This window comes from Pseudomonas arcuscaelestis (assembly GCF_016881005.1).
GTDB classification, from domain to species: Bacteria; Pseudomonadota; Gammaproteobacteria; order Pseudomonadales; family Pseudomonadaceae; genus Aquipseudomonas; species Aquipseudomonas arcuscaelestis.
Genome location: NZ_JACOPV010000014.1, coordinates 1 through 26,652, shown reverse-complemented (window position 1 = coordinate 26,652; position 26,652 = coordinate 1). Strand labels below are relative to the sequence as shown.

The 26,652-nt window shown below is 56.8% G+C and carries 27 protein-coding genes and 2 pseudogenes; 22 read left to right on the top strand and 7 right to left on the bottom strand.

The genetic code is table 11. The features are described 5' to 3' along the window. The first annotated feature begins 72 nt into the window (after positions 1-72). Both H8F21_RS20940 and H8F21_RS20935 read left to right on the top strand, forming a co-directional pair. Positions 73-327, top strand: coding sequence for an FAD assembly factor SdhE (locus H8F21_RS20940; protein WP_136474820.1), 255 nt, complete (start codon positions 73-75; stop codon positions 325-327). Continuing rightward, positions 311-763 carry a protein YgfX gene (locus tag H8F21_RS20935; RefSeq protein ID WP_203585238.1) on the top strand — a complete coding sequence of 151 codons (453 nt, stop codon included), beginning with the start codon at positions 311-313 and terminating at the stop codon, positions 761-763. Before H8F21_RS20940 ends, H8F21_RS20935 begins: the two co-directional genes overlap by 17 nt. Here the strand turns inward: H8F21_RS20935 and H8F21_RS20930 are convergent. Further along, positions 732-923: pseudogene (locus H8F21_RS20930) on the bottom strand (L-aspartate oxidase); the annotation flags it as partial. The gene H8F21_RS20935 and the pseudogene H8F21_RS20930 sit on opposite strands and share 32 nt — an antisense overlap. 43 nt (positions 924-966) lie before the next feature. Between H8F21_RS20930 and H8F21_RS20925 the strand changes: the two are divergent. The 7 genes and pseudogenes from H8F21_RS20925 (at position 967) to H8F21_RS20895 (ending at position 6,738) form a co-directional block, all read left to right on the top strand. After that, on the top strand, positions 967-2,409 hold the full coding sequence (locus tag H8F21_RS20925) for a tyrosine-type recombinase/integrase (protein ID WP_182329030.1): 1,443 nt from the start codon (positions 967-969) through the stop codon (positions 2,407-2,409). Between the two features lie 28 nt (positions 2,410-2,437). Further along, positions 2,438-2,815, top strand: a complete 378-nt coding sequence (locus tag H8F21_RS30115; protein WP_182329031.1) for a hypothetical protein — start codon at positions 2,438-2,440, stop codon at positions 2,813-2,815. Positions 2,816-2,833: 18 nt separating this feature from the next. After that, a pseudogene (locus H8F21_RS30110) lies at positions 2,834-3,109 on the top strand (hypothetical protein); the annotation flags it as partial. A 193-nt stretch (positions 3,110-3,302) separates the two neighbouring features. Continuing rightward, on the top strand, positions 3,303-3,830 hold the full coding sequence (locus H8F21_RS29690; RefSeq protein ID WP_236043148.1) for a hypothetical protein: 528 nt from the start codon (positions 3,303-3,305) through the stop codon (positions 3,828-3,830). Between the two features lie 779 nt (positions 3,831-4,609). After that, positions 4,610-5,011 (top strand): DUF6971 family protein, encoded by a 402-nt coding sequence (locus H8F21_RS20905; RefSeq protein WP_102083276.1) that lies wholly within the window; start codon positions 4,610-4,612, stop codon positions 5,009-5,011. A gap of 50 nt (positions 5,012-5,061) precedes the next feature. Next, entirely contained in the window at positions 5,062-6,069 is a 1,008-nt protein-coding gene (locus H8F21_RS20900; protein WP_182329033.1) for a hypothetical protein, read from the top strand. A 204-nt stretch (positions 6,070-6,273) separates the two neighbouring features. After that, a complete protein-coding gene (locus tag H8F21_RS20895; RefSeq protein ID WP_102083274.1) occupies positions 6,274-6,738 on the top strand; it encodes a Rha family transcriptional regulator in 465 nt (154 codons plus the stop codon). A 598-nt stretch (positions 6,739-7,336) separates the two neighbouring features. Here H8F21_RS20895 and nadB read toward each other — a convergent pair. Further along, positions 7,337-8,944 carry an L-aspartate oxidase gene (gene nadB / locus H8F21_RS20890; RefSeq protein WP_203585236.1) on the bottom strand — a complete coding sequence of 536 codons (1,608 nt, stop codon included), beginning with the start codon at positions 8,942-8,944 and terminating at the stop codon, positions 7,337-7,339. A 434-nt stretch (positions 8,945-9,378) separates the two neighbouring features. Between nadB and rpoE the strand changes: the two genes are divergently transcribed. The 10 genes from rpoE to pdxJ all read left to right on the top strand — a co-directional run bounded on the left by rpoE (position 9,379) and on the right by pdxJ (position 19,339). Further along, the gene (gene rpoE, locus H8F21_RS20885) at positions 9,379-9,960 is read left to right on the top strand and encodes an RNA polymerase sigma factor RpoE (RefSeq protein WP_010220971.1); all 582 of its coding nucleotides are present in this window, start codon (positions 9,379-9,381) and stop codon (positions 9,958-9,960) included. A gap of 31 nt (positions 9,961-9,991) precedes the next feature. Further along, the gene (locus H8F21_RS20880) at positions 9,992-10,582 is read left to right on the top strand and encodes an RseA family anti-sigma factor (protein WP_203477913.1); all 591 of its coding nucleotides are present in this window, start codon (positions 9,992-9,994) and stop codon (positions 10,580-10,582) included. Between the two features lie 12 nt (positions 10,583-10,594). Then, positions 10,595-11,560, top strand: a complete 966-nt coding sequence (locus H8F21_RS20875) for a MucB/RseB C-terminal domain-containing protein (RefSeq protein WP_203543514.1) — start codon at positions 10,595-10,597, stop codon at positions 11,558-11,560. 221 nt (positions 11,561-11,781) lie between these two features. Then, a complete protein-coding gene (locus tag H8F21_RS20870) occupies positions 11,782-13,164 on the top strand; it encodes a DegQ family serine endoprotease (RefSeq protein WP_413243046.1) in 1,383 nt (460 codons plus the stop codon). Positions 13,165-13,387: 223 nt separating this feature from the next. Further along, a complete protein-coding gene (gene lepA, locus H8F21_RS20865) occupies positions 13,388-15,184 on the top strand; it encodes a translation elongation factor 4 (RefSeq protein WP_203477902.1) in 1,797 nt (598 codons plus the stop codon). A 9-nt stretch (positions 15,185-15,193) separates the two neighbouring features. After that, positions 15,194-16,048 carry a signal peptidase I gene (gene lepB, locus H8F21_RS20860; protein ID WP_203477899.1) on the top strand — a complete coding sequence of 285 codons (855 nt, stop codon included), beginning with the start codon at positions 15,194-15,196 and terminating at the stop codon, positions 16,046-16,048. Between the two features lie 178 nt (positions 16,049-16,226). Further along, entirely contained in the window at positions 16,227-16,916 is a 690-nt protein-coding gene (gene rnc, locus H8F21_RS20855; RefSeq protein WP_136474828.1) for a ribonuclease III, read from the top strand. Further along, on the top strand, positions 16,909-17,811 hold the full coding sequence (gene era, locus H8F21_RS20850; RefSeq protein WP_038607646.1) for a GTPase Era: 903 nt from the start codon (positions 16,909-16,911) through the stop codon (positions 17,809-17,811). Before rnc ends, era begins: the two co-directional genes overlap by 8 nt. A 56-nt stretch (positions 17,812-17,867) precedes the next feature. Further along, a complete protein-coding gene (recO, locus tag H8F21_RS20845; RefSeq protein ID WP_203585234.1) occupies positions 17,868-18,551 on the top strand; it encodes a DNA repair protein RecO in 684 nt (227 codons plus the stop codon). 62 nt (positions 18,552-18,613) lie between these two features. Beyond that, positions 18,614-19,339: a pyridoxine 5'-phosphate synthase gene (gene pdxJ / locus H8F21_RS20840; RefSeq protein ID WP_211201945.1), complete on the top strand. Its 726-nt coding sequence runs from the start codon at positions 18,614-18,616 to the stop codon at positions 19,337-19,339. A 163-nt stretch (positions 19,340-19,502) separates the two neighbouring features. Here the strand turns inward: pdxJ and H8F21_RS20835 are convergent, their stop codons facing one another. Both H8F21_RS20835 and H8F21_RS20830 read right to left on the bottom strand, forming a co-directional pair. Next, the gene (locus H8F21_RS20835; protein WP_203543512.1) at positions 19,503-20,897 is read right to left on the bottom strand and encodes a heavy metal sensor histidine kinase; all 1,395 of its coding nucleotides are present in this window, start codon (positions 20,895-20,897) and stop codon (positions 19,503-19,505) included. After that, positions 20,894-21,568, bottom strand: coding sequence for a heavy metal response regulator transcription factor (locus tag H8F21_RS20830; protein WP_203477890.1), 675 nt, complete (start codon positions 21,566-21,568; stop codon positions 20,894-20,896). Before H8F21_RS20830 ends, H8F21_RS20835 begins: the two co-directional genes overlap by 4 nt. A 271-nt stretch (positions 21,569-21,839) precedes the next feature. Between H8F21_RS20830 and H8F21_RS20825 the strand changes: the two genes are divergently transcribed. Then, complete coding sequence (locus H8F21_RS20825; protein WP_203477888.1) at positions 21,840-22,046, top strand: hypothetical protein; 207 nt, start codon at positions 21,840-21,842, stop codon at positions 22,044-22,046. A 75-nt stretch (positions 22,047-22,121) separates the two neighbouring features. On the opposite strand, the gene cmoB is transcribed toward H8F21_RS20825, so the two are convergent. The 3 genes from cmoB to H8F21_RS20810 form a co-directional block, all read right to left on the bottom strand. Further along, positions 22,122-23,078 (bottom strand): tRNA 5-methoxyuridine(34)/uridine 5-oxyacetic acid(34) synthase CmoB, encoded by a 957-nt coding sequence (cmoB, locus tag H8F21_RS20820; RefSeq protein WP_203585233.1) that lies wholly within the window; start codon positions 23,076-23,078, stop codon positions 22,122-22,124. Continuing rightward, positions 23,075-23,818, bottom strand: coding sequence for a carboxy-S-adenosyl-L-methionine synthase CmoA (gene cmoA, locus H8F21_RS20815; protein ID WP_203477882.1), 744 nt, complete (start codon positions 23,816-23,818; stop codon positions 23,075-23,077). Before cmoA ends, cmoB begins: the two co-directional genes overlap by 4 nt. Positions 23,819-23,903: 85 nt before the next feature. Continuing rightward, positions 23,904-24,305: a protease inhibitor I42 family protein gene (locus H8F21_RS20810; RefSeq protein WP_203543511.1), complete on the bottom strand. Its 402-nt coding sequence runs from the start codon at positions 24,303-24,305 to the stop codon at positions 23,904-23,906. 121 nt (positions 24,306-24,426) lie between these two features. Here H8F21_RS20810 and H8F21_RS20805 point away from each other — a divergent pair, with 121 nt between their 5' ends. Continuing rightward, positions 24,427-25,590, top strand: coding sequence for an alpha-xenorhabdolysin family binary toxin subunit A (locus H8F21_RS20805; protein WP_203585232.1), 1,164 nt, complete (start codon positions 24,427-24,429; stop codon positions 25,588-25,590). 10 nt (positions 25,591-25,600) lie between these two features. Then, on the top strand, positions 25,601-26,557 hold the full coding sequence (locus H8F21_RS20800) for an alpha-xenorhabdolysin family binary toxin subunit B (RefSeq protein WP_203585231.1): 957 nt from the start codon (positions 25,601-25,603) through the stop codon (positions 26,555-26,557). Positions 26,558-26,652 lie beyond the last annotated feature (95 nt).

The window sequence follows — 26,652 nt, the reverse complement described above, 5'->3', positions numbered from 1 at the left end:
ATGTCCGGACCAACGTCTCGTGTTTCCCGGCTGCTGGCTCTGTATACTGGCGGCCTATTTTAGGAGGGCTCCATGGTCGAACAAACTGAACTCAATCGGCTCTTTTGGCACAGCCGGCGCGGCATGCTCGAGCTGGACGTATTGCTGGTGCCTTTCAGTGCCGAGGTTTACCCGACTTTGAGCCAGGAAGATCGTGACTTGTACAAGCGCCTGCTCAGTTGTGAAGACCAGGACATGTTCGGCTGGTTCATGGAGCGCAGCGAGTCCGAGGATCCAGAACTGCAGCGTATGGTTCGCATCATCCTGGATCGTGTCCAGCCCAAGTGAACGCTTCGAGGGTCGCTGGCAAGGCTCGAAAAGCCTGCTGGCGGCCTACCTGATCAGCCTGCTGCTGGCTTTGCTTGGGTTGAGCCTGCTGGAAATTCCGTGGTGGCAAAGAGTTGGCGGTAGCGTCGTGTGCCTGTTGCACGCCGGATGGACCATTCCCCGACGAATCTTGCTAAGTCACCCTCAATCAGTCAGCGGATTGCGCTGCGACCGTGACGGCTGGCACCTGTTCAACCGAGCCCAAGGTTGGCAAAAAGTGCAGTTACGTCCCGATAGCCTGGCGCTACCGGGTTTGATTGTGCTGCGCTATCGCCCTTCGGGTCAGCGCTGGAGCCAGGGGCTGTGCATTACCTATGACGCGCTGGAGCCGGTGCAACACCGGCGCCTGCGCGTGCGCCTGAAGTTCAGTCGCCGTAGGTGGGTGGCTGCAGAATAGTGTCGCGTGCTTCGTCAAGCATGCCTGGGTAGTCCAGGGTGTAATGCAGACCTCGGCTTTCCTTGCGCTGCATGGCGCAGCGAATCATCAACTCGGCCACCTGGGCCAGGTTGCGCAGCTCGATAAGGTCACGGCTTACCTTGTAGTTGCTGTAGAACTCGACGTGATGAGGCTAAACCCAATGGATACAGGGGTTTCAGCCGATGACCATCAATCCACGCTCCCAAACTGGGACAAACCTGTTACAAACTGCCCTCGCCAAGCCATACCACTATCGCCGGTCTGGTCGCTATTACCTTCGCCTTCGCCCTCAAGGCACCACTACAGGCTTCTTCACGCTGTCACTCAGGACCACCGACAAGGCCACCGCTATGACGATCTCGCAGGAAATCCTCTCGACCCTCAAGGCGTACCACTTCGATAACCCAGCGGCCACTTGGGAGGAACTCCGTGAGCGTCTCATTGAGATCGCTGAGTCATGCCTGACGATGGCCCACGGCGATAGCTCGCTGGTCGCCTACGAGATGATCCATGACGAGCACCATGAGGCTCTCCGTGAGGCAAGCGCGAAGCTGCCCCTGAGCGTTAATCAGCAAAGGGCAGTAGGTAAGGCGCTGGAGATCATCGAAGCCGCTCAGGAGCGACTGAAGGGGAGGCCGGGAAAGCTGGTCGAGATCGTTAGGGACCTCAAGGGTGAATCTTGTGGCACGCCAGTGGCCCTGTCTCCGTCCCTATCTGTATTACCGTCTGAGCCGTTGACCTTCAAGGCCCTCTCTGCGTTGTACATGGATGAGCACAAGGAATATGCGGGGGCCAAAACCGTACGAGACACAACGTCTGATTGTAAGACCATCTCCGAAATCCTCGGTGACTTGGACATGAAGAACCACACACGGGAGGACATGAAGAACCTCAGGGCAAAGCTCCTTGAGGGCCGCACTGCCTCTACCGTGAAGAAGATTCTGACCCGGCTATCTACTGTGATGAAGTGGGCAGTGAATAATGACTATCTCACCAAGGCGCTCACTGAGGGTCTGAAGCCAACCAAGGGCGCTGAAAGCTCCCGTAAGGCGTTCTCTCAGGATCAGGTGAAGGCACTTATGGCTTACGCTAAGGCCCTGCCAGTGGACGCATGGCAGCGCTGGGCGTTGTCCCTTGGGGTCATCGCTGGGACTCGTATCGAGGAACTCAGGCAGCTAACGAAGGCCGATGTTAAGCAGATCGGGGATGTTTGGGTCATCGACATCAATAGGAACGATGGCAAAACAGCCAAGACCAAGAATGCGCTTCGTGTCATCCCGTTGACCGATGGCGCCTACGGCTTCGACCTGAAGGCTTTCCTTGAGTTTGTCCAAGGGGCTGACTCTCGGTTGTTCAGCTTGGGCGCTGGGCGATTCTCCGAGCTGCTCAATGGTCTGATCCGTGATGTCTTGGGCGTGAAGGCTGACCGGACGCAAACCTTCCATTCGCTACGGCACTCTCTGGCTGGTGCCTTGAAGGCCGCTGAGATTCCTGTAGGCACCGCTGAGTCCATCTTGGGGCACGCTTCGGGGTCGATCAGCTATGACGTTTATGGGGCGGGGAGTGCCGTGGAGGTGGGGCGGATGGCTGACGCTTTGGGGAAAGCCTTCTCGATAGCCAAGTGATATCATCAAGGTTTCGAATGGAGGCGCTATGAGAAACCTTGATCTTTATGGAATCCAAAAGGTAAACAGTGAGTTGCACCAGCGAGCTTTGGTAGTTGACCGAATTACTTCGCTTGGTGAAAAGACGGCTCGCATCATGGCATGGCAGTGCTTCATCCAAGATCAGATTCAATTGGATGACAGTAATGAGCGGACTGCCAATCTTGCACGTATTAAGCATGGAGAGGCTATTGCGGCTTTCTGGGAAACCGGCGATCAAATGGATATTGATTCCAATACTTTCGTCTCTCACTTTTTCGATGAGCTGGGAGTCATCAATAAGAAAGTCACCAAGAAAGGTGTACAGATCGTATTCTACATATTCGTTGCGCTCGGTTTGTTCGGCCTCTATAAAATTTTCTTCTGATTTGAAAAGCGCAATTTCATGGGCATCGAGCTGGATGTCCTCGTGGGCCACCCTGAATACGAGCTTCTGTTCATGGCGACTCAGGTAGCCCGTGCCGCTGGTCTCACCTATCCATCCCAGTCCGCCAAGGACTTCGCAAAGTCTCGGCACGCTGCTGGTGGGTTCATCACACTGGGGTCGATTCAGGGTCAGATAGTAAATTTTACTACCTGTCCTCCGTGCGATTCGATTGGCCGCAAGCTCAAGGAGGGCGCTCTGATGTTCTCCGAGCCGACCCTCTACAAGATGCTCCTTCGGGGCCACTCCGAGGCCACTGAGCCCTTCCGCAAGTGGGTCTTCGAGGAAGTCCTCCCGACCATCCGCAAGACCGGCCAGTACAACGCTGCTGAGTCGAGTGACCCGATTGCCGTGGGCATCATGGGTGGCGATGTCGCAAAACCCCTCACTATGGCTGCACTCCCGCAGCGGCCACAGGAGGACCACAAACATGACCAGCTACGACCCAGCCCAGCACGAGGCGATCACCACCGCTGCACTCTCCGTTCCCAAGCGTGGCCGGGGCCGGCCCACCAAGATCATCGCCAACTTATTCTATGGCTTCATCGGGCCGACCACCGACTACGGTCAATATCCCCACTTCGCAATGGACATCCTTGAGGGCATCGCAAGGCTTGACTGGCATGACCGCCCAATCGGCTCTGGTGGCTCGTCCAAACCTCTGTCCGTGAAGCGACTTGTTGCCATCCTTGCTGAACTCGAAGTCGTCTCAGCGGCCAACGTTATGGCTCAGTACCGGCTGGGTCTCCGACAAGCGCAGCGGTATGTGAAGGCAATTGAACTGGCAATGCCGTACCTGCTCAAGAGTCGCCCCGATGAGCTGACCCATGAGATGCGCTATGGCTTCCTGAAGACCAGCCGCGTCAACGAGTGGGAAGACCCAGGCGAACCGCCAAGTCCTGAAGTTCTCGCCAAGCTGCACCACGACCTGAGAACGCTGGGCGCTGAGGCTGCCTGAATAAATGCCGCATACTTAAAAGAAAACTCAACGAGACCCAAGCGGCCAACGGAATCGACCAGCTCATCGACCAGTCCAGAGGGGAGGGGTAATAGCAATTACACCCCTCATCTTTCATTCATCGAAAGGACATCATTTAGATCAACTCGAAGGAGACCTCTCACCATGACCAGCATCATCTGTCCAGCTAACTCACGACTCTCCGATCAGGACATAAGCACATTGTCCTTGGTCTTCCCTCGACCTGCTCGAATTCAGCTCATCGAGTTACGTCGAATCCTCAATGACCACCGTTCAAACTTCAGGACCTATAAGGAAGGACGGGTCACTTTCAACATGGATGGTCTGGCCCAACGGGTCCTCGCTAAGTGCCCCGCCAAGACGCTCGACCGTTTGAACCAGCTACTTGAACAAGGGTTGTGTCTACAAGCTATCGCCTCGACCCACTTGAGGATTCCATTGGGTGGCTCAGAGGGGATCTCACTCATAACTTGAAGGCGTCCGTCAAGCTGTCGTTAAAAACCCTCACTATGGCCAAGACAGGAAGGCCACCAACAAAATTAATTTCCCTCCGTCCTCGCACAACAGCCGTCGCCACGGTTGATCTACCCGATGCCCTTCAGGCCCGCCATGTCCTGATCCGTCATCAACACCACTCAAATCAAGAACTCATTCGTCAGCCTTGGAAGGCGCCCACGCGGCTCTCTCCTTGCCGTCTTGTCGTGCGCGTCTATGGCGCCAAGGCTGAGCGAATGGGTCGTATACAGGAGACCCATCCCATGCAAATCACCATCACCAAAGTCCTGAAGAACGAAGTGACCATTTGCGGCCAAACCCAGACCCGTGAGTACGTCGAGAACATCATGCTGCCCATGCTGGTCGCCCAGTGCGGCACCGTGAAGGGCCGTCAATTCGAGATCGTTAAGACCTTCGATGAGGCTGGTCTGTCACTCCAGGCGATTCCCGATGTCGCCCGAGAGTACCGCCAAGACCAGTACCAGAAGGCCCAAGAGAAGGCCCGTAAGCAAGCTGAGGCTGACGCCCATGCTGAGCGCTGCCGTGAGCATACGCCCCGAGAGATCGCCCAAGCGAAGCATGATCGAGAGGCCCGAGCCGCTGCCATTCGTGAGCATAGCGCCCGTGTCCGAGCAGCCTCCCGTGCCAATAGCGGTGGCTGGTAATCACGCCAGTCCCGACACCACTTCATTCAATTATTCAGGAGACAACAGCCATGACTAAGCCATTTCAGTACACCAAACCTTCGACCTACTCCACCGCCATCGTCGATGAGCACACCGGGTCGATTCGATTCAACACTGCCGATGTCCGTCCAGAAACCCAAGCGGCCACCGATGTGTCCGTCTATGTGGAAGCCCTTGTGGAGGCCGCTGAGGACTATCTAAACGGCGATGAGTGGCGAGAGGAAGCCATGGAGAGAACCCCTTGTGAGTTCCGTCCGGCTGGCTCTGAGGCGACTGGGCAACAAATCATCACCATGGCTGACCGCTCCGTCACCTTCGATCCTCGCAAGAACTGGGACAACCAGACTGTCGAGAAGGGTGAGGTGCTGGCAGGGTCGATCATCTTCACCGAGGCAACCGACACGGCATTGGTCATCAGCCACCGCGCCACCATCCTCGACCACAATCTAATGGCGGGTTTCACTGTCCAGTCCATGGAGCAGACCGCTGACAAGATGCTTCGTGACATCGAGCTGAGTGCAGCCGGTAAGGTCGCTGCCATCTTGGCGACGGCCCCAAGCACCGAGAGCGTCTCTGAGGCCAAGCCCACTGGCAAGCCTGTCGAGATCGCTGAGGACCTCATTGACCTCCTGACGACCCACATTAACCAGACTGTGGGCACCTCGCTGAGTGACTTCGTGGTCCTGCTGCCAGTGTCTCTGGTGGCCGTGCTGGAGCGTGCCGCTCAACGTGCTGGTCAGGACTCTATTGAGGACCTCATCGGCGCAGGCGTGCAGCCTTACACTGGCACCGACCATGGCATCTTCATGTTGCCCAAGCTGTTCACCTCGCTGAGCTACCGTGAGCGCCAAGATGGCAACATCTGGCGTATCGAAGCGACCCGCAACCCGAACGCCCAAGGCTGGGACATCGAGATCATGGCTGTGGTGGACATCATCGCCAATGGCATGGTCAAGGTGAAGATCGACGATTCTGGCCTTCAGACCGTCCCTGTGGCGTTCCCGCTGGTCACTAACGTGAAGCTGACCACCGAGTAATCCAGTAGTAGCCCCGTAAGGCCGGACCTAAAGAGGGACCGGCAGGGGACGTGGGTCCAAATCTGGACCGACCTATCTGCCCACGCACGGGCATTCAATCCACAGTTCTTCTGTTCGCCCTTTGAGGCCACGCCAGCACCCTTGTCGGGGTCTGTGGGCTGGTCCGTGGGTGCGACTCAGAGGGCGAACAAAAGGAAATCGACAATGAACATGACCAACACCATCACCCTCGAAAGCATCTCCAAGGCTGGATCAGTATCCCAAACGACCCTCAACGGCCTACCGGCAATGACCTCGCTGGAGATCGCAGAGATCACCGGGAAGACTCACAAGAACGTCCTGCGCGACATCTCCAAGATGGCTAAAGCGCTGGAATCTCGTGGCTCAGATTTGAGCTGCCAGATTATCAGCACCCAATACACTGATGGCCGGGGCAAGACCCAGCCGTTGACCATCCTTGATAAGCGTCGAACCTTCGTTCTGCTGTCTCGATATTCATGGGAGCTGTCAGACCTAATCATGGGCCGCTGGCTTGAACTGGAGGGCTCAGGGTTTGAACGTGTATCGGTACAGGCTGCTGTGGTTCACCTGCTCGAACGAGAGAAGGACAATTATCGAATCGCAATGAGGGACATCAGGACCGCTGCAAGGCGCCTCAAGGCCCGCTGAGGTCGTTAATTGATACTTCCTCAAACGAAGCGTGACGGGCTATGCTCAATAGCTAAGTTGCCCACAAAAAGGTCCCGCGATGAGTGTCACGCTGTGCTACACCTATAAGGGCAAGCGGGTAGTCACTAAGGTGCCTGTCGAGTCTCTGACACCACATGCGGCGCTATGCTATGCCTTGCTTCAATCAGGCGCTTCTAATGACCAATCTCAAGGGAGTTGGCCGCATACCTATGAGCGCCTCCTTGAGGTAGCCCTGCAACACGAACTCAAAGACGTTCGCTTCCACAAGTCACTCTAAACCCTCAAGGAGAACCCCATGGACCACCTACAGGCCCTCTACTGGGTCTGTCTGGCCGTTCAACTGGGGTTCTGGTTGTGGTCTCGCCGACCCTCTTGAGAATCTGACAGAAAAATCTGAAAGGTCACCATTACAAGACTTCCCGCGCAGGCTCCCCCGTATGCCCTCGCATGGGTGCCTGTGGGCGCGTTAAGGACCCTCGCAGGCAGGCGATAAGGACCCCAGCGATGGGACAAAGATGCGCCAAAGCTGTTACAAACCGGGGCCTTACCGTGCTACGCTGAGGCTTCCTAACGTGCCTCATTTGTCGGGTGTAAGGATCGTATCCTTTGCCTCTGGCAGCATCTCTGGATAGTCCAGCGTGTAGTGCAGACCCCGAGATTCCTTGCGTCCCATGGCTGACCGAATCATCAGCTCCGCGACCTGGGCCAGGTTCCTCAGTTCAATCAGGTCTCTGCTTACTCGGTAGTTGCTATAGAACTCGTCGATTTCGTCGAGCAGCAGTCGCACTCGGTGTTCTGCACGTTGCAAGCGCTTGCTGGTTCGCACAATTCCCACGTAGTCCCACATGAAGCGCCGTAGCTCGTCCCAGTTGTGCGCGATGATCACGTCCTCATCCGAATCGGTAACCTGGCTGGCGTCCCAGCCCGGCAGTTGCCGAGGCATGTTCACCTGCTCCAGGTGCGATTCGATGTCATTGGCAGCGGCACGCCCATAGACGAAACACTCGAGCAGCGAGTTGCTGGCCATGCGATTGGCGCCATGCAGCCCGGTGAAGCTGGTTTCGCCGATGGCGTAGAGACCGGGGACATCGGTATGGCCGCGATCGTCCACCATCACGCCGCCACAGGTGTAGTGGGCAGCAGGTACCACGGGGATTGGTTGGCGGGTGATATCGATGCCGAAGGTCAGGCAGCGCTCGTAAACAGTAGGGAAGTGGCTCTTGATGAAGTCTTCGGGTTTGTGACTGATGTCGAGGTAGACGCAATCCACACCCAGGCGCTTCATTTCGTGGTCGATGGCGCGAGCGACGATATCGCGTGGCGCCAGCTCTTCGCGGGGGTCGAAGCGGGGCATGAAGCGCTCGCCATTGGGCAGCCGCAACAGCGCCCCTTCACCGCGAAGGGCTTCGGTCACCAGGAAGCTCTTGGCCTGGGGGTGATAAAGGCAGGTAGGGTGAAACTGATTGAACTCAAGGTTTGCCACCCGGCAACCCGCGCGCCAGGCCATGGCGATACCGTCGCCACAGGCTCCGTCCGGGTTGCTGGTGTACAGGTAGACCTTGGCGGCACCGCCGGTCGCGAGCACCGTGAAGCGTGCACCAAATGTATCGACCTCCCCGGTGTTGCGATTCAATACATAGGCACCCAGGCAACGATCACCGTCCTGGCCAAGGCGTCGCTCGGTGATCAGGTCAACCGCTACTCGCTGCTCCAGCAGTTCGATGTTGGGTCTTTGCTTTGCCTGGGCCAGCAGCGTGGTGAAAATCGCAGCGCCGGTGGCATCGGCGGCGTGAATGATGCGCCGGTGGCTGTGGCCGCCTTCGCGGGTCAGGTGGAACTCGAAACCACCATCGTCAACGCTGGCGTGTTCGTCGCGGGTGAACGGTACGCCTTGGTCAATCAGCCACTGGATCGCTTCGCGGCTGTGCTCGACAGTGAAGCGCACGGCATCTTCGTGGCACAAGCCACCACCGGCATTGAGGGTATCTTCGACGTGGGACTGGATCGTGTCGGTGTCGTCCAGTACCGCGGCGACCCCGCCTTGGGCCCAGAAGGTCGAGCCGTTGGCGAGATCGCCCTTGCTCAGCACGGCAACGCGCAGGTGCCCGGGAAGGTTCAGCGCTAGGCTCAGACCGGCGGCGCCGCTGCCGATCACGAGGACATCATGTTGGAGTTGTTGGCTCATGTCAGGACACTAGTATCTGAAGGGGGGGATCGGCACAATAGTCAGGCGCTTATGGCATTGTGAAACTATCGTTAATCTGGATCGGCTGTCTTTATATCAGCCCCGGTGCCCAGATTTCCAATGGCGCTTGCTAGGAGCTGGCAGCTTTTTGTGGGAACTTTCCACGTTGTGTGGATATCCATAGAAGGTTGTCCGCACACCACAATGCCGTGGCGACGCATGGCAGTAGCCCATAATTAAGGTACTGTTGGCGTATTCGAAACCCGATTATCGACGCAGCCGGCCGTGTCCGTGCGGCGTTTTTCGTGCGGGCCGACCAAGGGCCGCAGGAAACTTGCTTGGAGGGGAGAACTTTTGCGAAAAGCCCGAGTCTATGGTTGCAAGCCTGAACGATGCTTCTCGCAACGCTCCCTCAAGTTCATTGAGGAGTGTTCATGCTAACCCAGGAAGAGGATCAGCAGCTTGTCGAGCGCGTGCAGCGTGGCGACAGGCGAGCGTTTGATCTGTTGGTGCTGAAGTATCAGCACAAGATTCTCGGGTTGATCGTGCGTTTTGTACACGACACCCATGAAGCCCAGGATGTGGCGCAGGAAGCCTTCATCAAGGCTTACCGGGCGCTTGGAAATTTTCGCGGGGACAGTGCTTTTTATACCTGGCTGTACCGCATTGCCATCAACACGGCAAAGAACTATCTGGTGTCACGCGGTAGGCGTCCACCGGACAGCGATGTGAGTTCCGAGGATGCGGAATTTTACGACGGCGATCATGGCCTCAAGGATCTGGAGTCCCCCGAGCGTGCGTTGTTGCGAGATGAGATCGAAGGCACCGTCCATCGGACCATTCAGCAACTGCCAGAAGATTTACGTACGGCGTTAACTTTACGTGAATTTGATGGTCTGAGTTACGAGGACATTGCCAGCGTCATGCAGTGTCCGGTGGGTACCGTGCGCTCTCGAATTTTCCGCGCTCGGGAGGCCATAGACAAAGCCCTGCAGCCCTTGTTGCAGGAAACCTGAGACAGCGGCGACAGCCAAGAGAGGAACCGCCATGAGTCGTGAAGCTTTGCAGGAATCGCTGTCCGCGGTGATGGATAACGAAGCGGATGAACTTGAGTTACGTCGGGTGTTGAACGCCGTCGACGATGCTGAAACCCGTGCCACTTGGTCGCGTTACCAGGTAGCTCGTGCGGCAATGCACAAGGAACTGGTGCTGCCACAGCTGGATATTGCCGCCGCCGTTTCGGCTGCGCTGGCTGATGAAGATGTGCCGGTCAAGGTCAATCGCGGCCCTTGGCGCAGTCTGACTCGCCTGGCTGTAGCCGCCTCGGTGACCGTCGCAGTGCTGGCAGGTGTGCGCCTGTATAACCAGGATGACATCAACGGTGCTCAGTTGGCTGCCCAGCAACCCGCTCAGCAAGGCCTGATCGCGCCACAAGTTCAAGGCCCCGCCGTGCTGGCAGGCTATAGTGAAAGTGCAGAACAGCCAGGCCCTATGGCCAATGGCGTGCTGCAAGGGCAATCCGGCTGGCATGACCAGCGTCTGCCCGGCTATCTGCGTCAGCATGCTCAGGAAGCAGCCCTGAAGGGTACCGAGAGCGCTCTGCCGTATGCTCGCGCTGCCAGCCTGGAAAACCGTTAAGTAAGGAGGATCATGCGCGCGCTACCTCTCATACCGCTGTTGCTGGGTGGCTGGCTGATTCTGCCGGCCCATGCGGCGAACTCCTCCCCGGAGGCGGGCGACTGGCTGAAAAAGCTGGCGCAGGCAGAGCAACAGCAGAGCTATCAGGGTACTTTCGTTTACGAGCGAAACGGCAGCTTCTCCACCCACGACATCTGGCATCGCGTCCAGGACGGCAAGGTCAGCGAGCGGCTGCTTCAGCTCGATGGCTCGGCCCAGGAAGTCGTGCGTGTCGATGGGCATACCAAGTGCGTAAGCGGCTCCCTGGTGTCAGGTGTTGCCAATGCACCGGAGTCAACGGCGCGAGTGCTTGACCCTCTCAAACTGATGAGCTGGTACGACCTTGGGGTCTCTGGCAAGTCTCGAGTAGCGGGACGTGAGGCGGTCATTGTCTCGCTAACGCCCCGTGATCAGCATCGGTATGGATTTGAGTTGCACCTGGACAAACAAACCGGGCTGCCGCTCAAGTCATTGATGCTTGATGACAAGGGGCGTTTGCTTGAGCGCTTCCAATTTACCCGACTGGACACTCGGAACGCCCCGACCGATGACGAACTCAAGGCGGGCGAACAGTGCAAGCCTGTAGCGCAGGTCGCTGCGCAGGCCGTACAACCTGCCGCGGGATGGCGCTGGGATTGGTTGCCGCCAGGCTTTGAACTCATCGACAGTGCCCAGCGTAAAGATCCTGAAGGCAAGGGCGCTGTGAGCAGCATGATGTTCGATGATGGTCTGACGCGCTTCTCGGTTTTTGTCGAGGCCTTGAATGGCGGCTCTGCAGCGGATATCCGTACCCAGTTGGGTCCTACCGTGGCGGTATCGCGCCGCTTGACTACACCTGCCGGTGAGATGATGGTAACCGTCGTGGGCGAAATTCCGATCGGCACCGCCGAGCGTATCGCCTTGTCGATGCGACCTCAGGACACCCAGGCAAAAAAATGAACAGCAAGTGCACTGCTGACCGGGCGAGGATTGCTTGGCTGACATGATTGGCAAGCTTTGCAGTTTGCAAAAAACTCAGAATTTATCTATAGGTCAGGCCTTTCGGGGTCTGGCCTTTCCTGCTTCTGCAGGGCCCTACTGCTAACCACGCTCGATGTGACGGGAGCCGTATGTCAATACCACGCTTGAAAACCTACCTATCGTTGTTCGCCGCCGTGCTGATGCTCGGTCAGGTGGCCACCGCTGCCCAGGCCGAAGCCCTTCCGGACTTCACGACCCTGGTGGAGCAGGCCTCGCCTGCGGTGGTCAACATCAGTACCAAACAAAAACTGCCGGATCGCAAGTACGCGGCTGGCCAGATGCCGGACATCGAAGGCCTGCCGCCGATGTTCCGCGAATTTTTCGAGCGTAACATGCCGCAGCAGCCGCGCTCCCCGCGTGGTGATCGCCAGCGTGAAGCGCAGTCGCTGGGTTCTGGCTTCATTATTTCCAACGACGGTTACGTGCTGACCAATAACCATGTGGTAGCCGACGCCGACGAAATCATCGTCCGTCTTTCCGATCGCAGCGAGCTGCAAGCCAAGCTGGTTGGCACTGACCCCCGCACCGACGTGGCATTGCTCAAAGTTGAAGGGAAAAACCTGCCAACCGTCAAGCTGGGTGACTCCGAGAAGCTCAAGGTGGGGGAGTGGGTACTGGCTATCGGCTCGCCTTTCGGTTTCGATCATTCGGTGACCAAGGGCATCGTCAGTGCCAAGGGACGTACCTTGCCTAACGACACGTATGTGCCGTTCATCCAGACCGACGTGGCGATCAATCCGGGTAACTCCGGTGGCCCGCTGTTCAACATGAACGGTGAGGTGGTGGGTATCAACTCGCAGATATTCACCCGCTCGGGTGGTTTCATGGGCCTGTCGTTCGCCATTCCTATCGATGTGGCAATTGATGTATCCAACCAGTTGAAGAAAGACGGCAAGGTCAGCCGCGGCTGGCTTGGTGTGGTGATCCAGGAGGTCAACAAAGACCTGGCTGAGTCCTTCGGCCTGGACAAACCCGCTGGCGCCCTGGTTGCCCAGGTTCTGGAAGATGGTCCGGCAGCCAAGGGTGGGCTACAGGTCGGTGACGTGATCCTGAGCATGAACGGTCAGCCGATCGTCATGTCGGCAGACTTGCCACACCTGGTTGGCAGCCTGAAAGATGGTGCCAAGGCCAAGCTCGACATTATTCGCAACGGCAAACGTCAAAGCCTGGATATCACTGTGGGCGCGCTGCCTGAAGATGATGCCGACATTACTGCCAGTGCCAACGGTGGCGTTGAGCGCAGCAGCAATCGTCTCGGTGTTTCGGTGGCCGATCTGACCGCTGAGCAAAAGAAAACCCTGGAACTCAAAGGTGGCGTTGTCATCAAGGAAGTTCAGGATGGTCCAGCGGCCATGATTGGCCTGCGTCCGGGTGACGTCATCAGTCACTTGAACAACCAGGCGATCCTTTCGGCCAAGCAGTTCACTGAAATTGCCAAGGAACTGCCTAAGAACCGTTCTGTGTCCATGCGCGTACTGCGTCAAGGTCGGGCAAGCTTCATCACCTTCAAGCTGGCTGAGTAAGCCGGGTTGAGTGGAAGAGGGCGGCTTAGGCCGCCCTTTTTTGTTTGGCTGGGTATTTCTCGTCGGGCAAACCCGCTTGCGCCGGTTTGCCACCGAGCCGTGGGGCGCGAGCTTGCCCCGCGATTAGGCGATATGGAATCTCCCATAACCTTTCAGCTTCAGGTACAATTCCCGGCTATTTTTCGGTGGGCGTCCGGCCCGCAGCCTTATTGAGTGTTGACCCGTGAGTGATTTGAGTCATATCCGCAATTTCTCCATCATCGCCCACATTGACCATGGCAAGTCGACGCTGGCCGACCGTTTCATCCAAATGTGCGGTGGTTTGTCCGCGCGTGAAATGGAGGCCCAGGTACTCGATTCCATGGACCTGGAGCGTGAGCGCGGTATTACCATCAAGGCCCACAGCGTTACCCTGCATTACAAGGCGCGGGACGGCAAAACCTATCAGCTGAACTTCATTGACACCCCAGGCCACGTCGACTTCACCTATGAAGTCAGCCGTTCCCTGGCTGCGTGCGAAGGCGCGTTGCTGGTCGTCGACGCCGGCCAGGGGGTTGAAGCCCAATCGGTTGCCAACTGCTACACCGCCATCGAGCAGGGCCTTGAGGTCATGCCGGTGCTGAACAAGATGGACCTGCCGCAGGCTGACCCGGACAAGGTCAAAGACGAGATCGAGAAGATCATCGGCATTGACGCTACCGACGCCGTGGCCTGCAGTGCCAAGAGCGGCATGGGTGTGGACGAGGTGCTTGAGCGACTGGTGCAAACCATTCCCGCGCCTACCGGTGATATCGAAGCACCGCTGCAGGCGCTGATCATCGACTCCTGGTTCGACAACTACCTGGGCGTTGTTTCCCTCGTGCGTGTACGTCAGGGTCGCGTGAAAAAAGGCGACAAGATCCTGGTCAAGTCCACCGGCAAGGTACACCTGGTCGACAGCGTAGGTGTGTTCAATCCGAAGCATACCGCCACCGCTGACCTCAAGGCAGGTGAAGTAGGCTTTATCATCGCGAGCATCAAGGACATTGGAGGGGCGCCAGTAGGTGACACCCTGACCTTGAGTTCTACGCCCGATGTTGAAGTGCTGCCAGGGTTCAAACGTATCCAGCCTCAGGTCTATGCCGGCCTGTTCCCGGTCAGCTCCGAAGATTTCGAAGATTTCCGTGATGCGCTGCAAAAGCTGACCCTGAACGACTCGTCGCTGCAATACCTGCCTGAAAGCTCCGATGCACTGGGCTTCGGTTTCCGTTGCGGGTTCCTCGGCATGCTGCACATGGAAATCATCCAGGAGCGCCTGGAGCGCGAGTACGACCTGGATCTGATCACCACTGCGCCGAGCGTAATTTTCGAGGTCAAACTCAAGACCGGCGAAACCATTTATGTCGATAACCCGTCGAAGCTGCCGGATGTGTCTTCGGTAGAGGATTTCCGTGAGCCGATCGTAGCCGCCACTATCCTTGTGCCTCAAGAGCACCTGGGCAACGTCATTACCCTGTGTATCGAGAAGCGGGGCGTGCAGCGCGACATGCAGTTCCTCGGCTCGCAGGTGCAAGTTCGCTATGACCTGCCGATGAACGAAGTGGTATTGGACTTCTTCGACCGTTTGAAATCCACCAGCCGCGGCTATGCTTCGCTGGACTACCATTTCGACCGCTACCAGTCGGCCAACCTGGTCAAGCTCGATGTACTGATCAACGGTGACAAGGTAGATGCCCTCGCCTTGATCGTGCACCGCGACAATGCGCACTACAAGGGCCGCGCATTGACAGAGAAGATGAAGGAACTGATTCCTCGGCAGATGTTCGACGTGGCAATCCAGGCCGCCATTGGCGGGCAGATTGTGGCGCGAACCACTGTCAAGGCGCTCAGAAAGAACGTGCTGGCCAAATGCTACGGTGGTGACGTAAGCCGTAAGCGCAAGCTGTTGGAAAAGCAGAAGGCCGGTAAGAAACGCATGAAACAGGTCGGCAACGTGGAAATCCCACAAGAAGCCTTCCTCGCCGTGCTCAGGTTGGAATAATTAGGTCCTATGTCGCTAAATTTCCCGCTGTTGCTAGTCATCGCCGTTGCCGTCTGCGGTCTGTTGGCCCTGGTCGATCTGCTGTTCCTGGCTCCGCGCCGGCGTTCGGCGATCGCCAACTATCAGGGCAGCGTCAGCCAGCCAGAAATGGCAGTGGTCGAGCAATTGAACAAGGAACCGTTGCTGGTTGAGTACGGCAAGTCGTTCTTCCCGGTTCTGTTCATCGTCCTGGTGCTGCGTTCGTTCCTGGTCGAGCCTTTTCAGATCCCTTCGGGATCGATGAAGCCGACCCTGGAAGTGGGCGATTTCATCCTGGTGAACAAGTTCTCCTATGGGATTCGTCTGCCAGTGATCGACAAGAAGGTCATCGAGGTGGGTGACCCGCAGCGTGGCGATGTAATGGTGTTTCGCTATCCGAGCGATCCGAACGTCAACTACATCAAGCGTGTAGTTGGCTTGCCGGGTGATCAGATCCGCTACACCAGCGACAAGAAGCTGTTCGTCAATGGTCAGCCAATTGCCGAACGATTGGTAGGGACCGAGCCAGGCACCTTGGGCAGCGCTGAGCTGTACAAGGAAAAGCTAGGCGAGGCCGAGCACCTGATCCGCAAGGAAATGAGCCGCTACCGCATGCCGCCTGATCAGCAGTGGACAGTCCCGGCCGGCCACTACTTCATGATGGGCGACAACCGCGACAACTCCAACGACAGCCGCTACTGGGATGATCCCAATATTCCCAAGGCGCTGCATGGCATGGTCCCGGATCAGAACATCGTCGGCAAGGCCTTCGCGGTCTGGATGAGCTGGCCAGAGCCAAAACTCAGCCACTTCCCGAATCTTTCGCGAGTAGGTCTGATCAAGTAACACCACAACGGCGCTGTCCTTAGACAGCGCCGAATGCATTTCTGGCATAGGCTGTGTGCATGGGGATTTGTTGTCTTCCCGTACCAAACGAGCCAGTAGGCATGAGCCAAATAGTCTTTCAGGATGTTGATTTGAACAAAGCGTTGAATATCGACCACGAACTGCGCGTGGGTACACTGTGAGCGTTCCTTTGAGCCGCCTCGAGCGCCAGCTCGGTTACACCTTCAAGAACCAGGAGCTGATGCTGCTGGCCCTGACGCACCGCAGTTTTGCCGGGCGCAACAATGAACGCCTCGAGTTTCTCGGCGATGCGATCCTGAACTTCGTCGCGGGTGAGGCGCTGTTCGAGCGCTTCCCCCAGGCGCGTGAAGGCCAGTTGTCGCGCTTGCGAGCGCGATTGGTCAAGGGTGAAACCCTGGCTGTTCTGGCTCGGGGTTTTGACCTGGGTGAGTACCTGCGGCTGGGCTCCGGTGAACTGAAAAGCGGAGGGTTTCGCCGCGAATCGATCCTGGCTGATGCCCTTGAGGCGTTGATCGGTGCAATCTACCTGGATTCGGACATGCAGACCGCCCGCGAGCGCGTTCTGGCCTGGCTGACCGGTGAGTTCGAGAGCCTGACCCTGGTCGATACCAACAAGGACCCGAAAACCCGTCTGCAGGAATTCTTGCAGTCGCGGGCCTGTGAACTGCCGCGATACGAAGTGGTAGATATTCAAGGTGAGCCTCATTGCCGGACGTTTTTCGTCGAATGCGAAGTGACCCTTTTGACAGAAAAAAGCCGTGGGCAAGGTGTGAGTCGGCGTATTGCCGAACAAGTGGCGGCCGCCGCAGCACTGATCGCCCTGGGCGTGGAGAATGGCAATGACTGATACAAACACCACCCGCTGCGGCTATGTCGCTATTGTTGGCCGTCCAAACGTTGGCAAGTCGACACTACTCAACCACATCCTTGGTCAGAAACTGGCGATCACCTCGCGCAAGCCCCAGACCACTCGGCACAACATGCTGGGAATCAAGACCGAAGGTGATATCCAGGCGATCTACGTCGATACCCCTGGTATGCACAAGAGCAACGAAAAGGCGCTCAACCGCTACATGAATAAAACTGCATCGGCAGCCTTGAAGGATGTCGATGTGGTGATTTTTGTCGTCGACCGTACCAAATGGACCGACGAGGACCAGCTGGTCCTCGAACGCGTTCAATATGTGCAGGGCCCGGTGATCCTGGCGATCAACAAGACCGACCGGATCGAAGAAAAGGCCGAATTGATTCCTCACTTGCAATGGCTGCAGGAACAACTGCCGAACGCCGAAATCGTGCCGATTTCCGCGCAGCAAGGCCATAATCTTGAAGCGTTGGAAGGCTTGATCGCCAAACACCTGCCGGAAAATGATCACTTCTTTCCGGAAGATCAGATCACTGACCGCAGCAGTCGCTTCCTTGCTGCTGAACTGGTACGTGAAAAAATCATGCGCCAGTTGGGCGCCGAACTGCCGTACCAGATCACGGTGGAAATCGAAGAGTTCAAGCAACAGGGCAAGATCCTGCACATCCATGCACTGATCCTGGTCGAGCGCGATGGCCAGAAAAAGATCATCATTGGCGACAAGGGTGAGCGTATCAAGCGCATCGGCTCCGAGGCGCGCAAGGACATGGAAGTGTTGTTCGACGCCAAAGTCATGCTCAACCTCTGGGTCAAGGTCAAAGGCGGATGGTCCGATGACGAGCGCGCCCTGCGTTCGCTGGGCTACGGCGACCTTTGATCGCATCAGACCCGGTAGCAGCCGCTGTCGGGTCACATTCTTCCTGAAGCGTACGCATGGAACTGCCAGACGGCCAACCGGCCTACGTACTGCATAGCCGAGCCTACCGAGAGACCAGTGCGCTGGTGGACTTTCTCACTCCGCAAGGGCGTCTGCGTGCAGTACTTCGTCGTGCCCGAGGTAAGGCTGGCAGTCAGGCCCGGCCGTTCGTACCGCTCGAGGTCGAGTTTCGTGGACGCGGTGAGTTGAAGACTGTCGGCCGCCTGGACAGTGTCGGCGTGGCCGCCTGGCTCAGTGGCGATGCCTTGTTCAGCGGTCTGTATCTCAACGAATTGTTGATTCGCCTGCTACCGGCCGAAGACCCGCACCCTGCCTTGTTCGAGCATTATGCCGCAACTCTGCCAGCGCTGGCTGCCGGGCGTCCGCTGGAACCTCTGCTGCGCGCTTTCGAATGGCGCCTGCTGGATGAGTTGGGTTATGCCTTCGCCCTGGATCAGGACGTCAATGGTGAGCCATTGGTTATTGATGGTTTGTACCGTCTGCAGGTGGACGCGGGGCTTGAACGGGTATACCTGCTGCAACCAGGTTTATTCCGGGGCGAGGAGCTTATCGCCATGGCCGAAGCTGCCTGGCATGTTCCCGGCGCCTTGAGCGCCGCCAAGCGTTTGATGCGCCAGGCCCTGGCCGTACATTTGGGCGCAAAGCCGCTGGTCAGTCGGGAACTGTTTCGCAAGCGCTGAGCACGTCGTATGCTGTCAGGCTAAATCATCAGGAGAGCCTCTTCGTGACTCAAAGCAACCGCATGCTCCTCGGCGTGAACATCGACCACGTGGCGACCCTGCGCCAGGCGCGTGGGACGCGCTATCCCGATCCGGTCAAGGCCGCGCTGGACGCCGAAGAGGCAGGTGCAGACGGCATCACCGTGCACTTGCGCGAAGACCGTCGGCATATTCAGGAGCGCGACGTATTGGTGCTCAAGGACGTGCTGCAGACGCGCATGAACTTCGAAATGGGCGTCACCGAAGAAATGATGGTATTCGCTGAGCGCATCCGTCCTGCACACATCTGCCTGGTACCAGAAACTCGTCAGGAGTTGACCACCGAGGGTGGCCTGGACGTGGCGGGTCAGGAAGCAAGGATCAAGGCGGCAGTAGAGCGCCTGTCGCGCATGGGCTCGGAGGTCTCGCTGTTCATCGACGCCGATGAGCGTCAGATTGAGGCCTCGCGCCGTGTAGGCGCGCCTGCCATCGAATTGCACACCGGTCGCTATGCCGATGCCCAAACCCCGACTGAAGTTGCCGAGGAGCTCAAGCGCGTCGCCGATGGCGTGGCTTTTGGCTTGGGCCAGGGCCTGATCGTCAACGCCGGCCATGGTTTGCATTACCATAACGTTGAAGCCGTTGCTGCGATCAAGGGTATCAACGAGTTGAACATTGGTCATGCGCTGGTCGCACATGCGCTGTTCGTTGGTTTCAAGTCTGCAGTCGCGGAGATGAAAGCGCTGATCATGGCAGCTAGCCGCCACTGATAGTGCACAGCGGATGTAAAGGCGGCCAGTTTGCTGACCTGTGAAAGCATACCGACACCCGCGAGCCGTTCGGTGTCGGATATGCCTGATACATCGAGTACGCTGGATTGGCTGCCGCTTGCGCCAGATTACGCAGCAAGCCGGTTTACACCGGGGCAGCATTTCAACCTGCTTGCGCACCCGGAAAAATCAGGCTGAATCGAGTCATACCATTGAGTTCACTGCTCACCTCAACCCGGCCCCCATGCGCGTGCATGATCGACTTCACGATCGCCAGGCCCAACCCGGTGCCACCCTCAAGGCGAGAACGTCCGGAGCCGACGCGGTAAAAGCGCTCGAATAAATGTGGCAGATGCGCCTGCTCGATGCCAGACCCGCGGTTTTCGACCCACATGTATACTTCGTCACCGTGTCGCTCAATCCCAATTTCAACCTGTTGCCCCTGTGGGCTATGGCGGATGGCGTTGCTCAACACGTTCGAAAGTGCCCGTTGCACCATCAGCCGATCAGCCATGATGGTGCCCCAGCCATGCACCTGCAGGCTGATATCTTTTTGTTCACTACTGAACTCGAACAACTCACTGACGCGCTTGGCTTCATCGGCCAGGCTGACCGCTTTTAGCGGAATTTGACTGTCAGGCTGGCTGACGTGGGCGAGAAACAGCATGTCATTGATGATGCGGTTCAGACGGGTCAGTTCTTCAATGCTGGCTTCCAGTACGTCCTTGTATTGCTCGATAGGGCGCTCACGGGCCAAGGTCACCTGAGCCTTGCCCAGGAGGTTACCGATGGGGGTACGCAGTTCATGAGCCAGATCGTCCGAGAACTGGGAAAGCTGCTGCACGCCGCCATCCAGGCGATCGAGCATGATGTTCATGGTGCTGGCCAATTCGCTGAGTTCATGGGGCAAGTCCTTCACTGGTAGGCGTAATGCCAACTGCTGAGCCGACACTTGTTCGGCGATCTGGCGGAAGCGACGAAGCGGAACAAGACCTCGCTGCACCACCACCCAGGCACCAAAGCCAATCAGGAGTACCAGTAACGGCAGGGCAAACAGTGTCGAGCGCAAATAGGCCAGCAATAGGTTGTGGTCGTCGGCCAAATTGACCGTCAACAGCACATGCACTAGCGTCCCGTCATTGAGGCGCATCAGCCGCGAGGCTGTCAGCAAATGATTGTCATTGCTGTCACGCCATTGGTTGAAGTTCAGATGGGGATGTATAGGAATCTGCATCAGCGCTTCGGCATCCAGCCCCGGCCCCAGGCTAAGCAAGGCCGAGTGGCGACCGGTCAGGGCGATCACGCTCAGGCTCAAGTTGTCATGCCCCATCACTACATCCAGCAGTGGATGGGCCGAGGTTTGCAGGTCGCCGGACTTCAGGTCGATGCTCAGGCCGTGCTCTATCTGGGTCATTTTCGCGGTCAGGCTTTTGCGTGCCCGACTGTCCAGTTCGTGGTCCAGGGCGAGCACAGCCAGGCAGGCCAACAGCAGCACCAACGCGGCGCCCATCAGGCTGACACTCATGCCCAGGCGCAGGGACAACCTGGCTGGCTTCATTCGCGCGCCTCGAGTACATAGCCGACGCCTCGCAGGGTATGGATCAGTTTGTCCTCGAAGGGATCGTCGATCTTGGCTCGCAAGCGGCGAATCGAGACTTCGACGACATTGGTGTCGCAATCGAAATTCATGTCCCAGACCAAAGAGATGATCTGTGTGCGAGATAGCACCTCGCCGCTTTGACGCATCAGTAAATGCAACAGCGCAAACTCTTTGGCCGTCAGATCGATACGCTGCCCGCCGCGGTACGCGCGATGGCGGCCCGGATCGAGTTCCAGGTCGGCGACTTTCAAGGTGCTGGGTTGCAGGCTCTGATCGTTACGTCGCAACAGGCTGCGAATACGTGCGAGCAGTTCGGGGAACTCGAATGGTTTGAGTAAATAGTCGTCGGCCCCCAGGTCCAGGCCTTTGACGCGATCAGACAGGCGACCATGTGCCGTCAGCATCATGATGCGGGTACTGGAGTCGGTGCGAAGGTGCTTCAGCACTGTCCAACCATCGAGCACAGGCAGGTTAACGTCGAGGATGATCAGGTCGTAGGCGTGCTGGCGGGCCATGTGCAAACCGTCGGCTCCGGTATAGGCGCAATCGACGATATAGCCGTTTTCACTTAATCCCTGTTGCAAGTAATCGGCGGTGCGAAGCTCGTCCTCGATAATCAATAAACGCATGAAATGACTCGATGTTGAGAAAGGTGATGAGTTTCAACCCTGAAGTAGCTGTAGGGTCAAGAGCGGGCGGGCATCGAGCGGCGGATACTAAGCCATCTTTTGCTGGATTTCGGCTGAATTACAGAATTGTAATTTTCGACGTTTTACTGTGGTTGCAGAGGGGCGCCACCGGGGTGGTTTCTTTCAACACTGTAATTTGCGCCTCACCTTGCTGTTAGCTTGCCTTTCGTAAGATTGAACCGTACTGAAATTCAATCACGAGGTGAGCAACATGAGCCTGATCAAGTATGCGCTGATGGCTGTTCTGGCCCTGGGCAGTGGCGCCGCACTGGCCGAAGGCGGCGCAGAACGCTCGAAACAGTTCTGGGAAAAATTCCGTCTGAGTCAGGAGCAGATTCACGGCGACAAGGATCAGGCGATCGCCAAATCCGCTGCGAAGCAGCGCGAAAACGCTCAGCAGCAAGTGGTCAAAGAGTAGCTCCATTCACCTTCGAAGCTCCCCAGCTCCTTTGGAAAAAAGGTGAATATTAGGCGCCCTTGTGGGCGCCTTTTTTTACTTACGCGCCACCAGCACTGCGCGACGCGGCGCGGGCAGGCCTTCAACAGTACGGCCGTGGTCGGCTGGGTCGAGGAAGTCGCTGAGCGACTGATAACGCATCCACTCGGTACTGCGCTGTTCTTCAACGCTGGTGACGCTCACATCCACGCAGCGTACATCGCTGAAGCCGGCGCGGCGCAACCAGCGTTCCAGGGCGGGTACCGAAGGTAAAAACCAGACATTGCGCATTTGCGCGTAGCGGTCTTCGGGCACCAGGACCTGATTCTCATCGCCTTCGATCACCAGCGTTTCCAGTACCAGTTCGCCGCCTTTTACCAGGCAATCCTTCAGTGCCAACAGGTGTTCGATGGGGGAGCGGCGGTGATAGAAAACACCCATGGAAAATACCGTGTCGAAACCTTCCAGATTGGCTGGCAGATCTTCCAGAGCGAAAGGCAAATGCCAGGCAGGAAGGTCAGGCAGGTACCGCTGCACGGCCTGGAACTGGCAGAAGAACAGCCAGTTGGGGTCGACGCCAATCACACTGTCGGCGCCGGCACCGAGCATGCGCCACTGGTAATAACCATTGCCGCAGCCGACATCCAGAATTCGTTTGCCCTTGAGATCCAGATGCGGAGCAACGCGCGACCATTTCCAGTCCGAACGCCACTCGGTGTCTACATGTACACCGAACAGGTCAAATGGCCCTTTGCGCCAGGGCGATAACCCCATAAGGGCCTGGCGCATACGATCGCGAGTGTCCTGGTCGCACTCGCAATCCAGGTTCAGACCGTTGAGCAAGTCCACTGTGCTTGGCTGCAACGCCGGAAGCGCATCCAGGGCATTCTGCCAGCGCTCCAGGTCGCCATGGCCCTTGTCCATCTTGGCGTCCAACTGTGCTTGCAGGCCTTGCGACCATTGTGCGAGAGGGGTGCCCGCCAAACGGCGAACCAACGGGGATAGATCAATCATGGCAGGGCAATCAACGAGGCAAAATTAAGGCATTGGAACCAAGGCACTACCTTGGAGAAACCGGCCGCCAGCAGGCGCTGGCGATGTTCTTCAAGGCTGTCGGGCTTCATCACGTTCTCAATGGCGCTGCGTTTCTGGGCTATTTCCAGTTCGCTGTAGCCATTGGCGCGCTTGAATGCAACATGCAGGTCGGTGAGCAAGGCGTGCTCTTGGGTATCGTCAAAGCGCAGCTTCTCGGAAAGAATCAGTGCGCCACCAGGTAGCAGTGAGGCGCGGATACGAGCCAGTAGTTCCAGGCGCTGTTCAGGTGCAATGAACTGCAAGGTGAAGTTCATTGCCACCACCGAAGCGGGCTGGAACTTGAGCGCGAGAATGTCACCCTCGATTACTTCTACCGGCAACAGCTCCTGGAACATCGAGTCTTGGGCAGTGAGGTATTGGCGGCAGCGCTCAACCATAGCGGCGGAGTTGTCTATCGCGATAACCCGGCAGCCGTCGCTACGGACATGCCGACGCAGCGCCTGGGTCACGGCGCCCAGCGAGCTGCCCAGGTCATACAGGGCTGTGTTCGGCTGAGCGAATTGTGCAGCCAACACCCCAAGGTTCTCGACAATGGTCGGGTAACCCGGCACTGAGCGCTTGATCATGTCCGGGAACACTCGCACCACGTCTTCGTTGAAGGCGAAGTCGGGTACCTGGCCAAGCGGCTGGGCGAATAGACGGTCAGGTTCTTTGCTCACGAGGACAATCCAGGTATTGGGCAGTAAAAGGCGGGCATTTTAGCCAAACTTGCAGTCAGATGCATGACTTGGCTGACCAGTGCCTTTACTTCACGCTGATTGCACAGTCAAAGGTCTGCGCCGGGCGTACTTCAGGCGCCCAGGGTTGCTGATAGACCAGTATCAAATGACCCTCTCCCGTGGCTTGAGCCTGAAAGCGCCATAGCGATTGCCCGGCGCTACCCACGACCCCGGCGTCTTCCGGGTGACTGTAAACCTCGGGCCCCAGGCTTCTCAATATTCCTGTAGCTGGATTCTGTACCAGCCAGCGATAGCCGGTGCTGGGGTTGCTGGGCAGGGTGAGCGTGAGCGTCTGGTTGGTCTCCAGATGCACGGGGCATTGGCTGGCTTTCTCGAGCACCAGGTTGTCATGCTTGCCGGGTGTTTGTGTGCACGCTGCCAGCAAAAGTGGCAGGCCAAGGACGAGCAGCTTTCTGTTGATCTTCATCGACAATCCATTCTTTCGGGCCGGTATCGGCGTTTTAGGAAAATCTGCCCTCTGCTCGGCAGTGTCAGTTGCGTAATAGGTTGCTCCCTGGCCGGTTTGGCCTATCACCAAGGATGCAAATATGGACATTGCAACAGACAGCTCAAACGAAAACCAGGACCTTGCTCAGCGCTTGCCAGGCAATCTCATTCAGGGGATGGAAGGGCGTGATGGCCCTGATAACGGCGGGCTTGTGCTCACCCGCGAGCATATTGAGACCCTTAGCCAGTATGCCAACCATGTGTTCAGCCTGCCTAGCACCAGTGATACCGTGATTGATTGGTTGGGATACGACACGATCAGTGAATCCGGCTTAATGCCGGACAGTATGCTCGACTTGAATCTGAAATTGCAGGAGCACGGACGTAGCTGGATCGACCTGTCGGATGTCAGTAAAAACCTGGGCGCTCAGTTGGCTTCCACTGCTAATAGCATCAACAGTGGGGGGAAATTCATACTGAACTTTATCGATAAACGCATCGATGCGGGTCACAGCAAAGATAAATGGGAGTCCATCGAATTCCACGAGGGGGTGAAACTTAGTCCGAGTGATAAGATCAAGGTTGAGACCTTGGTGGAGTTCATGGACATCCTGCGAAAAGACGTAACGAAATTTGCTGAAAGTGTCGGAAAGGTCCAGGCGCAGACAAAAAACTTTCGTGACGTAGCGTTACTAACCCTTGCACCGTTGGTCATGCAAAAAATTCAAGCTGTGCAGCGTCGTCAGTCCAGCGATGAAGTCGAATATCTACGGAATGAGTTGGATGCTCTCGATAAGGAAATTGTACGGCTTGGCAATGAGTATGACCAATATGTTAAAGCGGCCATTGCTGGAGTCGCCGCCGGACCCCTGGGCGCTGTAATTACGGGTTCGATCTATGGTTCGAAAGCAGAGAAAGTACGCAAGGAACGTAACAAGCGTCAAAGCGATCGTGGTGAAATAAGCGATCGCCTGAAAGCTGAAATTCGACTCGAGGGACTTCTTGAACACTTGCATACGCAAATGGGGCAGTTAGAGGCTCGATTAGGCGATGTAATGACTTCATCCGAACATTTGCACACGGCATGGGGTTTGATTGGTTCCTATATCGATACTTCGATTGATATTCTAAAAAGAATAGAAACCGATCAGCAGCTTTTTGCATTTTCTTTTAATTTTGAAGGTTTTATTGGTCAGTGGGGCAGTATTGAGGTCCACGCTGTGCGTATGAATACTGTATTTGCTGATGCTATATCAAAAAAATAAGGATATTTTTATGAATGATAACCTCGTGCCACTCAATGCCGATCTGAAACACCCTGATATGGGAAAAATTCTGGCAGCAGCACCTGCCTACACTCGACTTTGGCAGGAAAATACTGTGGGTTTTCTCTCTTTATTGCATGAGTCGATGGAGCGCCACAGCAAAGGGATTAAACAGCACGTTGACGGTTTTTCAGCAAACGCCTCAGCGCTTCGGGTAACTGTTGATGCTCAAGGTTTAGCGAAGCTGATCGTCAGGCTTGAAAGTACTGATGATCCTGAAGAGAAAGAATTCTACGTGAATGCGCTTAATACGTCCGCGCGTGATGCAGGCAACAAACTTGAAACGTTGCTCAAAGGCGTGGTCGATGGAGCCAGATCGATCGGCAGCCTCCCTGTTTATGATGCGAGTCGCGAGATAAACGATTATAAGGCAGCACTGGAGAAAGCTACCACTGAAGTACAAGCCTACGCAGCCAGGCTAAATAGCAAACAGCACGATCTCCGCGAGTTGGAAGGTGCAATTGAAGCATTTGAATCCAACGGACTGGATTCATTGTTTGAGGGGAAATTACCGACGGTCGATCAGGTCAAAGAGTTAGTCAGCAACGGTGCAACACCTGCTGCGGCACTCGGTGCCATCGAGAAAGTGCTGGAGGTCGTTGGTAAACTTGCCGATGGTGTTCAGAAAGGAATGCACTATTCGCAGCTTCAAGATCAGCGCCGGGAATGGGCAGAGCAAATCAAGCAGCTTGGCGATGAACAAAGGGAAGCAACCCAGCGTACCACGCAGGTACAGGGATACTTGAGCGCGCTTGACGAGTATTTGTTGCTAGGTGAAATTCGTCAGCAGTGGCTGGACGAAAACAGGAAGATCGGCCTTCAACTGGATGGTGTTCGCACGCAACTGCTTGCGCTAAAACTTACCGATATCGAGGGGGCGGCCTCAAGGAGCAAGTGCAACACCTGATGTAAGGTGTTGTCATGTCTACCCAATACAGTCACCTGAGTACCGAGGAGCGCGTCACCATCATGGTGATGCTATTTCAACGGCAGACGCTACGA